Here is a 12417-nt window from a genome sequence, read left to right on the forward strand (position 1 = left end):
TGGAACGAGCCGAACCCGTTCAATCTTCCAGACGCCTCTTCGACCCAGCTCTCACCAGGTTCAGAACCTTGCGATCTTAAGCAGAAGAGGCAACAAATCAGCCCCGCCGCTCATTCGCGGCAGCGCCGTCCGTCGATGGGTGCTGTATAGAGGGGCTCTTTCCGCCCGTCAACAGCCGATTTCATTTTTTTGACGGTTGCATGACGCTTTTTTTGGAGGGCCTGTGGAAAGCTACCCGGCGTACCCCGCTAACCGCTTGTCACTACATGGATATTCGACACTGGCATTTCAAGCCCTGGACGCCGTCTCCCTGTTCGGGGCCTCGACACGCAACCGTCCCGGCCCTCCTTTCAAAGCACGGCCCTCGCCCTCTCGCGCGCGCAGCGCGCGCGGGTTCCATAGCTAGCCCCTCGGATCCTATCCCCGCTCCATATGGGCAGCCGCCCGATCATCAATTCCACCCCGAATTTCATGGAATCGTCATGCATCGCCCCAAATCGGCCCAATTGATCAGGGGTTAAGATGGATCTGGAATTGACCGGCGCGCCCAGCTAGGGCACGGTCCGCCCCCAAGAAAAGGGCAACTTCCTACCAACCATGCGCCCGCCTCACGCCTCGGCGTTTTGGGTTCAGCGTATTTCTGGCGGAACGATCGAATTTGTCACCACGGACGACCTATAGAGACAGGCGGCAGGATCGGTACGGGATCGTGGATCCCGGAACGCAGGCGCCGCTTTCGGCAGATGGCGGGCGAGCGCCCGATCGGCGCAAGGTCTCGATCCGCTGGCTGACGGGAACGGTCCTCACGGGCCTGTGCGGTGCCGGCCTCATGGGCGGAGCCGTCTATGCCGCTCTGGACGGCGAATACAGCGTGGGCCATGCACCGCAGATCGCCCCCACCGTCGTGCGCGAGAGCGAGGCCCAGACTTCTACCCAGAAGACCGATCGTATCCTGATCCAGACCGATACGATGGAAGCGCATCAGGTCATTCGCGTCTCCACCACCACCAAGGTGGGCGACAAGGACGTCATCAAGGTCAAGCCCTTCGCGCGCGTGCTCGCCAGCCTGCAGATTGCTTCTGGCCCCCTCGCCTCCCAGGTGCCTCCCTATAATCCCCAGGCTCTTTCCGCCGATCCGGACGCGGCCCTGGCGCCCGCCACCGCCCATGTCGAGCAGGCGCCCGACGACGGCGAGGTCACCGTGGCCAACCGCGACCTCGTCGGTGTGAACTTCCAGCCGACCTCCGGCCCCCTGCTGCCCGACGAGCAGGTGCTCGCGCTGGTGCGGGCACAGACCCAAGGTAACGATCCCTCCGCCGCGATCATCCCACCGCAATTCGTGGCGCTCGCCGCCGACGACGATCGCGCCGAGAGCGCCGATTTGACGGCCCTGCGCGAGACCGACGTGCAGACCGACCCCGACTCGGCGCTCAAGATCACCATCGTGCCCGAGAACTTCACCAACATCGCCAAGACGGCGCCCGAAGTCTCCTCCCGCGAGCAGACCATCACGGTGGAGGACAAGGACACGCTCGCCGGCATTCTGGGGCGCCTCGGCGCAACACCGCAGGAAATCCAGGAGATCGCCAAGGCGCTCGGCGATGCCGGCAAGCTGCATGGCGGGCTGCGCCTACGGGTTCTGGTCGCTCCGGGCGAGGAAGAGGACCCCCATTCCAGGCCCGTACGCCTGTCGGTCTACAATGCCGACAAGCATCTTGGCACCGTGGTGCTTGCCGATACCGGCGGCTATGTTTCCGTACAGGATCCGAGCTCGACCGACATCGCCGCCAACGCCCAGGACAATCAGGGCGGCGACGACGAGGATGAAGGCGACAGCGGCACCGGTATCCGCCTCTATTATTCCATCTACGAGACGGCCCTGAAGCAGCAGGTGCCCAAGGAAATGATCGAGCGCCTGCTGCGCGTCTATGCCTATGACGTCGACCTCACCCGCCACACCCGGCCGGGCGACAATTTCGAGCTCTTCTACGAGCAGGACGACGCCGGCAATCCGGTCGGCGACATCCTCTACACGGCGCTGACCGTGAATGGCGAGCTCAAGCGCTACTATCATTTCGCCAGCCCCGACGACGGCCAGGTCGACTATTACGACGAGGACGGCAAATCGGCGCGCAAATTCCTGACCCGCAAGCCGATCAATGGCGGCGAGATGCGCTCCACCTTCGGCATGCGGCGCCATCCGATCCTCGGCTATTACAAGATGCATACGGGTGTCGACTGGGCCGACCGGGTCGGCACGCCGATCCTGGCCACCGGCAACGGCACCATCGTCAAATCCGGCTGGACCAACGGCTATGGCCGCCACATCGAGATCCAGCACGCCAACGGCTATCTCTCGACCTATTCGCACATGAACAGCTTCGCCTCGGGCACAGGCGTCGGCGCCAAGGTCAAGATGGGTCAGGTCATCGGCTATCTCGGCCAGTCGGGCCTGGCGACGGGCCCGCATATCCATTACGAAGTGAAGATCAACGGCAGTTTCGTCGATCCGATGCGCATCAAGCTGCCTCAGGGCCGCGAGCTCAATGGCGAGCTGCTCGCCTCCTTCAAGGCCGAGCGCGACCGCATCAACGCTTTGATGAGCAAAGCCCCCGTCGCCGAGATTGCGACCGGCACCAACAAGAGCTGAGGAGCTGAGGCCGGGTAACCGCCGGCAATGGCTCGACGACGGCCCGCCCCCGCGGCATTTTCGCCAACCGTTCTGCTATCAACTTTTCTGGAAAACGCTCTAGTAAGTTGTCATGACCACCATTCGTGACACCACCGACCAGAAAAACCTTGCTCTGCTGATCCAGCTGCGCTGGCTCGCCGTGATCGGGCAGGTGATCACCATCCTGTTCGTCGACCTCGCGCTCGGCATTCCCCTGCCGCTGTTCGAGATGGCCGTGGTGATCGGCTTCCTGGTCGCGCTCAACGTCGTCGGCCTGGTCCGGCTGCGCAGCCAGGGTCTGGTGGGCAATACCGAGCTCTTCCTCGAGCTCATGCTCGATGTCGCCGCCCTCACCGTACAGCTCTATCTGAGCGGCGGCGCCTCCAATCCCTTCATCTATCTCTACCTCCTGCAGGTCATCATCGGCGGCGTCCTGCTGGAGGCGTGGTCGACCTGGACGCTGCTGGCGGCCACCAGCGCCTGCTTCGTCGGCCTGGCGACCTTCAACCGCCCCTTGCCGATCCCGGTGCAGAGCGGCACGGACCTGGCCGACCTGCATGTCCAGGGCACCTTCATCTGCTTCGTGCTGGCAGCGATCCTGCTGGTGTTCTTCGTCACCCGCATCAACCGCAACCTGCGCGCCCGCGATGCCCATCTGGCAAGCCTGCGCCAGCAATCGGCCGAAGAGGACCATATCGTCCGCATGGGCCTGCTCGCCTCCGGCGCCGCCCATGAGCTCGGTACGCCGCTGGCGACGCTCTCGGTGATCCTGAGCGACTGGCAGCGCATGGCGATGTTCCGGGAAGACGAGGAGATCGCCGCCGAACTCACCGAAATGCGCGGCCAGCTCGACCGCTGCAAGACGATCGTCACCGGCATCCTGATGTCATCGGGCGAGGTGCGTGGCGAAGGCACCCGGCGCACCAGCGTGATCAGCTTCTTCAACGAGCTCGTGGAGGAATGGCGCGCCAGCCGTTCCCCCGCCCGCCTCGACTACAACAACACCTTCGGCACGGATGTCTCCATCGTCTCGGACAACGCCCTCAAGCAGGTGGTGTTCAACATCTTCGACAATGCGCTCGAAGCCTCGCCCAATTGGGTGGGCATCGCCCTGGAGCGGCGCGGCGACCGCCTCACGCTCTCTGTCACCGACGCAGGGCCGGGTTTCGGCAAGGACATACTGGATCAGCTCGGCAAACCCTATAATTCCAGCAAGAATCGGCCGGGCGGCGGGCTCGGCCTGTTCCTGGTCGTCAATGTCGCCCGCAAGCTCGGCGGCACCGTCACGGCCAAGAACCTCTTGAATGGCGGCGCCCTGGTCGAACTGACCCTGCCGATGGCGACGCTGTCGCCCGAAGGAGTAACCGATGCCCCCCTCCCCGGCTGAACGCCGCCTCATCATCGTCGAGGACGATGCGACCTTCGCCCGAACCCTGCGCAAATCCTTCGAGCGCCGCGGCTATGCCGTGGAGGTCGCGGCCGGCCTCGAACCGATGCAGGCTTTGCTCGCAAGCCATGCACCGGGCTTTGCCGTGGTCGACCTCAAGCTTGCCGGCGGCTCGGGGCTGGAATGCGTGAAGGCCCTGCATGGCCATGACCCCGTCATGAAGATCGTGGTGCTGACGGGCTTTGCCTCGATCGCCACCGCCGTCGAGGCGATCAAGCTGGGAGCCTGCCATTACCTGGCCAAGCCTTCCAATACCGACGATATCGAGGCGGCCTTCCAGCGCAGCGACGGCGACACCAGCGTGCCGACCACGCAGACCCCGACCTCGATCAAGAATCTCGAATGGGAACGCATCCACGAGACGCTGGTGGAGACGGAATTCAATATTTCCGAAACCGCACGCCGTCTCGGCATGCACCGGCGCACCCTGGCGCGCAAGCTGGAGAAGCGGCGGCTGAAATGAGGGATTAACCCGCTCTTCGCTCGCGCACGGTATAGACCAGCCCGCCAAGCGTCATCAGGGCGAGGGCAAACCAGGTCAGTGCGTAGACCAGATGGTTGTTGGGCAGATCGACCACCGTCATGCCGCCGGCTGGAATTTCGCCGGCCTGCCGCCGCTCGGCATCGATGAAATAGGGAGCGACGGCACCGAGGCCGCGGGCGGCGGCGATTTCAGCCACGTCGCGCGAATACCAGCGATCGGCCCCGGGATCGTTGCTGCGCAGGAAAGCGCCCTTGGGCTCGCTGAGCCGCAGCAGCCCAATCACCTCGGCCGGCCCGGCAGCATTGCCCGCCTTGGCACGCTCTTCCGGCAGCACGAAGCCGCGATTGACCAGCACCACGAAGCCCTGCTCCGTCTTCAGCGGCGACAGCGTCCAGAAGCCGCCTCCCCGCGCCGTGGTCGCCTGCACGAAGGCGGGCGGGCGATCGAGGAATTCACCCGCCAGGCGGATGCGGCGGTAAGCGTCCTTGTCCGCAGCGATTGCGGGCCATGCTGCCGGGCCCGGCGGTGGCGTTGGCTCGGCATGGATACGGGCATCGATGCGGGCGATCAGGTCGAGTTTCCAGCCCAGGCGCTGGACCTGCCACACGCCCAGGGCACAAAAGCCGGCAAAGGCGACGACGAGAGCCGCCACCAAGACGGTGAAACCACGTCGAGAACGTGGTGGCCGGTCCGGCCGGCCACCCGGCGTCGTCATCGCATCAGGCTCACGGCATGTTGCGCATGTCATGCGCCGAGATCGGCATCATGTTGTTGACGAGGTGGTACATCACCCACAGCGAGCCCGTCAGCGTGATCACCACCAGCACGATGGTGAAGATCAGGGCCATCAGGTTCCAGCCGCCTTCGGACTTGGCGTCCATATGCAGGAAATAGATCATGTGCACGATGATCTGGATCACGGCCAGCGAGATCACGATCAACGAGGTCGCGACCTTGGACTCAAGCGCGCCCGTCATCACCAGCCAAAACGGGATGAAGGTCAGCACCACCGAAAGGCCGAAGCCGATCAGGTAGCTCTTGCGCGAACCATGCGAAGAGCCATGCTCGTCGTGATGGGCGCCGTGGTGGGAGTCTTGGTGGGTGTGGGCGCTCATCGCAGCATCCCCATCAGATAGACATAGGTGAAGACGCCGATCCAGATGACGTCAAGGAAGTGCCAGAACAGGCTCAGGCACATGAGGCGCCGGCGGTTCGCCGAGGTCAGGCCGTAGCGGGCGACCTGCACCATCAAGGTGAACAGCCAGAGGATGCCGGTGGAAACGTGCAGGCCGTGGGTGGAGACCAGCGTGTAGAAGGCGGAGAGGAAGCCGCTGCGCTGTGGCGTCGCGCCCTCATGGATCATGTGCGAGAACTCGTAGAGTTCGATGCCGACGAAGGCCATGCCGAACAAAGCGGTGACTAGGAGCCAGGCCTGGGTCGAGCCGACCTTGCTTTCCTGCATCGAGATCATGGCAAAGCCATAGGTGATGGAGGAGAGCAGCAGCATGGTGGTGTTCAAGGCCACCAGTTTCAGGTCGAACAGATCCTTGGGCGAGGGACCGGCAGCGTAATTGCCGCCGAGCACACCATAGGTGGCGAACAAGATCGCAAAGATGAGGCAGTCGCTCATCAGATAGATCCAGAAGCCGAGCATGGTGCTCGACCCTTCCGGATGATGCGGTTCTTCCGGCAGGTGGAAGACCGGCGCCTGGCTGTCTGCGGCCTCGGTCTGCGGCATCAGGATGGTCTGCGACATCAGCGTTCTCCTGCCGCCGCCAGCAAGCGCGTGCGGGCATTCTCGGCGGTGGCCACCTCCTCGGCGGGGATGTGGAAGTCGCGGTTATAATTGAAGGTATGGATGATGATCGCAGCCAGCAGGGTGACGAAGCTGGCGATTGCGAGCCACCAGACATACCAGATCAGCGCGACCGCGCAGACCGCGCTCAAGCCGGCCAGGATGATGCCGGCCCCGGTGTTCTTGGGCATGTGGATGGGCTTGTAGCCCTCCAGCGGGCGCTTGTAGCCGCGACGCTTCATGTCCGCCCAGGCATCGAGATCATGCACCACCGGCGTGAAGGCGAAGTTGTAGGCCGGCGGCGGCGAGGAGGTCGACCATTCCAGCGTACGGGCATCCCAGGGATCGCCCGTGACGTCCTTGAGCTCTTCGCGCTTGCGGAAGCTCACGAAGAACTGCATCAGCATCGCGGCGATGCCGACGGCGATGATCGCGGCGCCGCAGGCGGCGATCACGAACCAGATCTGCAGGGACGGATCCTCGAAATGGCTGACGCGCCGGGTCACGCCCATCAGGCCGAGGATGTAGAGCGGCATGAAGGCGACCCAGAAGCCAACGACCCAGCACCAGAACGAGATCTTGCCCCAGAACGGATCGAGCCGGAAGCCGAAGACCTTGGGGAACCAGTAGTTGACGCCAGCGAACATGCCGAACAGCACGCCGCCGATGATCACATTGTGGAAATGGGCGATCAGGAACAGCGAATTATGCAGCACGAAGTCGGCCGGCGGCACGGCCAGCAGCACGCCCGTCATGCCGCCGATCACGAAGGTGAGCATGAAGGCGAGCGTCCACATCATCGGCAGCTCGAAGCGGATGCGGCCGCGATACATGGTGAACAGCCAGTTGAAGATCTTCGCGCCGGTCGGGATCGAGATCACCATGGTGGTGATGCCGAAGAAGGAGTTGACGCTGGCGCCCGAGCCCATAGTGAAGAAGTGATGCAGCCAGACCAGATAGGACAGGATGGTGATCACCACCGTGGCGTAGACCATCGAGGTGTAGCCAAACAGGCGCTTGCCGCAGAAGGCGGCCGTTACTTCCGAGAAGATGCCGAAGGCCGGCAGGATGAGGATGTAGACCTCCGGATGGCCCCAGATCCAGATGAGGTTGACATACATCATCGGATTGCCGCCGAGGTCGTTGGTGAAGAAGTTGGTGCCGACATAGCGGTCGAGCGACAGCAGGGCGAGCACCGCCGTCAGCACCGGGAAGGCGGCGACGATGAGCACGTTGGTGCACAGCGCCGTCCAGGTGAAGACGGGCATGCGCATCATCGTCATGCCGGGGGCGCGCAGCTTGACGATGGTCGCGATCAGGTTGACGCCCGATAACAGCGTGCCCACGCCGGCGACCTGCAGGCCCCATATGTAATAGTCGACCCCGACATCCGGACTGTAGGCAATACCCGAGAGCGGCGGATAAGCGAGCCAGCCCGTCTTGGCGAATTCGCCGACGAACAGCGACATCATCACGATGGCCGCGCCGGCCGCCGTCATCCAGAACGAGAAATTGTTGAGGAAGGGGAAGGAGACGTCGCGCGCACCGATCTGCAGCGGCACCACGAAGTTCATGAAGCCGGTGACGAAGGGCATCGCCACGAAGAAGATCATGATGACGCCATGCGCCGTGAAGATCTGGTCGTAGTGATGGGGCGGCAGGTAGCCCTCGGACCCGCCGAAGGCGATCGCCTGCTGCAGGCGCATCATGATGGCATCGGCAAAGCCTCGCAGCAGCATGACCAGCGCCAGCACGATATACATCACGCCGATGCGCTTGTGGTCGACGCTGGTGAACCATTCGCGCCACAGATAGCCCCACACGCGGAAATAGGTCAGCGCACCGAGGAGGCCGATGCCGCCGATGGCCACCGCCGCGAAGGTCGCGACCAGGATCGGCTCGTGATAGGGGATGGCTTCAAGCGTAAACCGACCGAAGATCGGGCTCACCGCAACCGTTTCAGAAGACATGGCAAAAACCGCTCGTGAATGAGGTTGCACTTAGCCGGGCTGCGCAGCGGAGAGCTGCGGCAACTGGCGGGAGGCGGGCGGGATCGACAGGCTGGCCCCGGTGAGGCCGGCGGGCTTGGGGCTCAGCGCCGGAACGCTGCGCTTCCAGGTATCGAGCGCGCCGGACCGCGGCACCTCGCAAAATGAGGAGACGAAATAGGGCTCAGGGCCGAACACCGCACCACGACGGGCATATTTGTCGTAGAGCAGCGGCCGGACATTGTTGATGCCCTCCTTGCCGAGCCCGCCCTTTGCATCCACCGCCATCATCTTGTCCATGCACATCTTGTTGGCGTCGACGCACATGTTCAGGATGGCGTGATAGAGATCATCGGCAACCGCATTGTAATAGCGTACGGGCACGTTCTGGCTCGGCTTCTCCAGTGCGAGATAGGCCGGGCGGTCGAGCGTTCCGGCATCGCCGGCACGGACCTTGGCGACCCACTGGTCGAAGCCGGCCTGGTCGAGCCCGTGGAAGCGGAAGCGCATGCCCGAGAAGCCGGCGCCGCTGTAATTGGACGAAATGCCTTCATACTCGCCCGGCGCGTTGATCACCGCATGCAGCTTGGTCTCCATGCCCGGCATGGCATAGATCATGCCCGCCAGTGCCGGCACATAGAAGGAATTCATTACGGCCGAGGCGGTGATCTTGAAATTGATCGGCCGGTCGACGGGAGCCGCCATCTCGTTGACGCTGGCCACGCCATATTCGGGATAGATGAACAGCCATTTCCAGTCGAGCGCCACGACCTGGACCTCGAGCGGCTTGACCTCCTTGGTCACCGGCCTGCCCGCGGCCACGCGTTCGAGCGGCCGGTAGGGATCGAGCAGGTGGGTTCCCGTCCAGGTGATCGCGCCGAGGATGATGATGATCAAGAGCGGGGCCGCCCAGATCACGAGTTCGAGCTGGGTCGAATGGTCCCAATCCGGCTCGTAGCGCGCCGCCTTGTTGGACTGGCGATAACGCCAGGCGAACAGCACCGTCAGCGCCATCACCGGGATGATGATCACCAGCATCAGCACGGTGGAGAACACCAGGAGGTCGCGCTGCTGGGCGGCGATGTCGCCGGAGGGACTGAGCACCACGGCATTGCAGCCCGCCAGCAGGCCCGCCAGGGGCAGTGCCATGGCCAGGCGGGCAAGCTTGCGCAAGCGGACGGAGCTAAGGGACGGCATTCGGGATAGCATTCGCATGTCGTGCCGATACGCCTCCGGTTTCAGGCTGCCCATTGGACATTTTGTCCAATGACAATATCATCATGAAGACGGCAATAGGTACGCAAGGGACCCCCATACTGCACGGCTTCCGTCGAGCGGGCTAGGGGCTTTGGAGAAAGCCGAGGGACGATGAGCACCACGACTTCCATGCATCCGGCCGGGGCCGCGGGCCAGCACGGCGCCAAGCGCCACACCATCACGCCCAGCGAGATCGCCATCGGCGTGATCATCGGCCGGACGTCGGAATATTTCGACTTCTTCGTCTATGCCATCGCTTCCGTGCTGGTGTTCCCCAAGCTTGCCTTCCCGCATCTCGATGCGCTGACGGGCATGCTCTATTCCTTCGCGATCTTCGCCCTCGCCTTCCTCGCACGTCCCTTCGGCTCGGCGCTGTTCACCTTGTTCGACCGGCATTATGGCCGCGAGGTCAAGCTGACCATCGCGCTCTTCCTGCTCGGCGGCTCCACCGCCGCGATCGCCTTCCTGCCCAATCACGGCACCATCGGCGCCTGGGCCGGCGTCCTGCTGGCGCTGCTGCGCATCGGCCAGGGCATCGCGCTCGGCGGCAGCTGGGACGGCCTGCCGGCCCTGCTCAGCCTGAACGCCCCGGAAGGCCAGCGCGGCTGGTGGGCGATGATCCCACAGCTCGGCGCCCCGCTCGGCCTGATCGTCGCCAGCGGCCTGTTCGCCTTCTTCTACACCGAGCTCAGCCCGGGCGACTTCCTCGACTGGGGCTGGCGCTATCCCTTCTTCGTGGCCTTCGCCATCAATGTGGTGGCGCTGTTCTCGCGCCTGCGCATCATCGCCACGCCCGAATATGCCGAGATGTTCCAGAGCCAGGAACTGCAGCCCAAGCCGATCGCGGAGACGGTGGCTGCCCAGGGCCGCACCATCATCATCGGCTCCTTCGCGCCGCTGGCGAGCTTCGCCCTCTTCCACATGGTCACGGTGTTCCCACTTGCCTGGGTGGTGCTGGAGACCAATGAGAGCGTGGTGCAGTTCCTGATCATCGAGATCTTCAGCGCCCTGTTCGGGCTCGCCGCCATCGTCGCCTCCGGCCCGATCGCCGACCGCTTCGGCCGACGCAACCTGATCGCGGTCTGTGCCATGGCGATCGCCATCTATTCAGGCTATGCGCCGCAATTGCTGAATGGCGGCCAGACGGGCGAGCTCATCTACATGATCGGCGGCTTCATCCTGCTCGGCCTGACCTTCGGCCAGGCTTCGGGTGCGGTGAACATGAATTTCCCGATCCACTACCGCTATACCGGCGCAGCCCTGACTTCGGACCTCGCCTGGCTGTTCGGCGCGGGCTTTGCCCCCTTCGTCGCCCTGGCGCTGGCCTCCTGGTTCGGCCTCGCCTCCTCCGGCGTCTACTTGCTCTCGGGCGCGGTCTGCACGCTGATCGCACTGTGGATCAACCTCGAAGGCATCCGCAAGGGCACCAGCGATTCGAAGGACTGATCGGTATTGCGGCTTTGCCGGCCTCTACATTTCGAGGCCGGCGCGGTGCCGTTCATAGGCTGAAATCACCCGGAATCCCATTGTGCGGAACGGTTCGGGTGCGATCCAGTTGGCCAGTCCCAGCGAGGCGAACAATTCGCTCTGGTCGCCGTGCCCCGTCATCATTTCCGCCATATGCTTGCCGAGCAGCGTTCCCTTGACGATGCCGCCGCCATTGCATCCTCCGGAGGCATAGAGGTTTTCATCCACCCTGCCCCACCAGGGCGAGCCGTTCATGGTCAAGGCCGTCGTCCCGCCCCAGACATATTCGAACGGCACATGGCGCAGCGCCGGCCAACGCCGCTCGAAACGTGTCCTCAAGGCACGGATGACGCGTGGCTCGTCCAGTTCATCTTCATAGGAATAGAGGCTGCGAACCATCAGCCGGTTGTCGCCGATGCGGCGCAGCGTCGTGCCCAAGCGATGCGAGGGCAGGACGCCCCAATCGGCATCGGCACCGGCCCAGCGACTGTCGGCATCCGGCATCGCCGCGGTGACCGCTGCATAGGTGTAGATCGTCACCAGGCGCGATTTCAGATAGCCGAATTTGGTAATGAAGCCATTGGTGGCGAGCACGACCTTATCGGCGGTAACCACACCATTCGGTGTTTCCAGACGCCATTTGCCGTCATGGCGCATGGCGAGCACGGGCGTGTTCTCGTGCAGCGTCACCTGGGATGGCAGCGCATCGGCGAGGCCACGGATCAATGCGGCGGGCTGCAGCAGGTAGTTGTCCTCCAGATGAAGGCCGATGGTGTAATAGGCCGTGCCAATCCGCCGCTCCAGATCGAGCCGTGACAGGACCTCATGGGGGATGGCGTTCTTGCGGGCAATGTCGCGGGCAGCCTCCACGACCGCCCTGCCGCGTTCGGTGGCGGCCGTCCGGATATAGCCGGTGCGCTTGAGTTGGCAATCGATGCCGTGGGCGTCGATCCGATCCTTGAGCCAGTCGAACCCTTCCGCCTGATAGCGCGACAGGATTTGCGCCTTCGCCGCCATGTCGTCGGAAGCGTCCTTTGGCATCACCCTTCGGCCGAGGAAACCGGAGTTGCGGGCCGAGGAGCCCTCACCCACACTGCCGGATTCGAGCAGCACGATCTCGGCGGTGGGGTCGAGCTCGGCGAGGCGCCACGCCGCCGCCACGCCGGTATATCCGGCGCCGATGACGGCATAGCGAACCCGGATGTCGCCCTCCAGCGCGGCACGGGCCTCCCGCGCCGGCAGCATCGCATTCCATCCGCAATGACTGGAGTAGTTCGGATAAGTCAGACGCGCCATCAGGTACTCCCG

Annotated in this window: 10 protein-coding genes; 4 read left to right on the forward strand and 6 right to left on the reverse strand. The window is 63.8% G+C overall.

All coding sequences use genetic code 11. From position 1 onward, the window contains the following. The first annotated feature begins 709 nt into the window (after nucleotides 1-709). The 3 genes from ACIGJE_RS00005 (at nucleotide 710) to ACIGJE_RS00015 (ending at nucleotide 4581) form a co-directional block, all read left to right on the forward strand. On the forward strand, nucleotides 710-2650 hold the full coding sequence (locus ACIGJE_RS00005) for a peptidoglycan DD-metalloendopeptidase family protein (RefSeq protein ID WP_415085909.1): 1941 nt from the start codon (nucleotides 710-712) through the stop codon (nucleotides 2648-2650). A gap of 112 nt (nucleotides 2651-2762) precedes the next feature. Continuing rightward, entirely contained in the window at nucleotides 2763-4058 is a 1296-nt protein-coding gene (locus ACIGJE_RS00010; RefSeq protein ID WP_311934305.1) for an ATP-binding protein, read from the forward strand. Next, entirely contained in the window at nucleotides 4039-4581 is a 543-nt protein-coding gene (locus ACIGJE_RS00015) for a response regulator transcription factor (protein ID WP_311934306.1), read from the forward strand. Before ACIGJE_RS00010 ends, ACIGJE_RS00015 begins: the two co-directional genes overlap by 20 nt. A 4-nt stretch (nucleotides 4582-4585) precedes the next feature. Here the strand turns inward: ACIGJE_RS00015 and ACIGJE_RS00020 are convergent, their stop codons facing one another. From ACIGJE_RS00020 to cyoA, 5 genes are read right to left on the reverse strand one after another with little or no spacing between them, the layout of a single operon-like run. Continuing rightward, nucleotides 4586-5317 carry an SURF1 family protein gene (locus ACIGJE_RS00020; protein WP_311934307.1) on the reverse strand — a complete coding sequence of 244 codons (732 nt, stop codon included), beginning with the start codon at nucleotides 5315-5317 and terminating at the stop codon, nucleotides 4586-4588. A gap of 10 nt (nucleotides 5318-5327) precedes the next feature. Next, on the reverse strand, nucleotides 5328-5717 hold the full coding sequence (gene cyoD, locus ACIGJE_RS00025; RefSeq protein ID WP_367625888.1) for a cytochrome o ubiquinol oxidase subunit IV: 390 nt from the start codon (nucleotides 5715-5717) through the stop codon (nucleotides 5328-5330). Next, on the reverse strand, nucleotides 5714-6340 hold the full coding sequence (gene cyoC / locus ACIGJE_RS00030) for a cytochrome o ubiquinol oxidase subunit III (protein ID WP_376717640.1): 627 nt from the start codon (nucleotides 6338-6340) through the stop codon (nucleotides 5714-5716). Before cyoC ends, cyoD begins: the two co-directional genes overlap by 4 nt. 17 nt (nucleotides 6341-6357) lie before the next feature. Further along, a complete protein-coding gene (cyoB, locus tag ACIGJE_RS00035; RefSeq protein WP_394312281.1) occupies nucleotides 6358-8367 on the reverse strand; it encodes a cytochrome o ubiquinol oxidase subunit I in 2010 nt (669 codons plus the stop codon). A 30-nt stretch (nucleotides 8368-8397) separates the two neighbouring features. Further along, complete coding sequence (gene cyoA / locus ACIGJE_RS00040) at nucleotides 8398-9582, reverse strand: ubiquinol oxidase subunit II (protein WP_376717635.1); 1185 nt, start codon at nucleotides 9580-9582, stop codon at nucleotides 8398-8400. A 171-nt stretch (nucleotides 9583-9753) separates the two neighbouring features. Between cyoA and ACIGJE_RS00045 the strand changes: the two genes are divergently transcribed. Further along, nucleotides 9754-11088, forward strand: a complete 1335-nt coding sequence (locus tag ACIGJE_RS00045) for an MFS transporter (RefSeq protein WP_311934311.1) — start codon at nucleotides 9754-9756, stop codon at nucleotides 11086-11088. Nucleotides 11089-11112: 24 nt separating this feature from the next. Here ACIGJE_RS00045 and ACIGJE_RS00050 read toward each other — a convergent pair whose 3' ends face one another. Beyond that, nucleotides 11113-12405 carry an NAD(P)/FAD-dependent oxidoreductase gene (locus ACIGJE_RS00050; RefSeq protein WP_483679065.1) on the reverse strand — a complete coding sequence of 431 codons (1293 nt, stop codon included), beginning with the start codon at nucleotides 12403-12405 and terminating at the stop codon, nucleotides 11113-11115. Nucleotides 12406-12417: the final 12 nt, after the last annotated feature.

The organism is Labrys sp. E2SS-1L (genome assembly GCF_057073705.1).

Bases quoted from the DNA above. Each gene is read 5' to 3' on its own strand.
- cyoD (WP_367625888.1), bottom strand. From the start codon at position 5,717: ATGAGCGCCCACACCCACCAAGACTCCCACCACGGCGCCCATCACGAC.
- ACIGJE_RS00020 (WP_311934307.1), bottom strand. From the start codon at position 5,317: ATGACGACGCCGGGTGGCCGGCCGGACCGGCCACCACGTTCTCGACGT.
- ACIGJE_RS00050 (WP_483679065.1), bottom strand. From the start codon at position 12,405: ATGGCGCGTCTGACTTATCCGAACTACTCCAGTCATTGCGGATGGAAT.
- ACIGJE_RS00010 (WP_311934305.1), top strand. From the start codon at position 2,763: ATGACCACCATTCGTGACACCACCGACCAGAAAAACCTTGCTCTGCTG.
- cyoB (WP_394312281.1), bottom strand. From the start codon at position 8,367: ATGTCTTCTGAAACGGTTGCGGTGAGCCCGATCTTCGGTCGGTTTACG.
- ACIGJE_RS00015 (WP_311934306.1), top strand. From the start codon at position 4,039: ATGCCCCCCTCCCCGGCTGAACGCCGCCTCATCATCGTCGAGGACGAT.
- cyoA (WP_376717635.1), bottom strand. From the start codon at position 9,582: ATGCCGTCCCTTAGCTCCGTCCGCTTGCGCAAGCTTGCCCGCCTGGCC.
- ACIGJE_RS00045 (WP_311934311.1), top strand. From the start codon at position 9,754: ATGAGCACCACGACTTCCATGCATCCGGCCGGGGCCGCGGGCCAGCAC.
- cyoC (WP_376717640.1), bottom strand. From the start codon at position 6,340: ATGCCGCAGACCGAGGCCGCAGACAGCCAGGCGCCGGTCTTCCACCTG.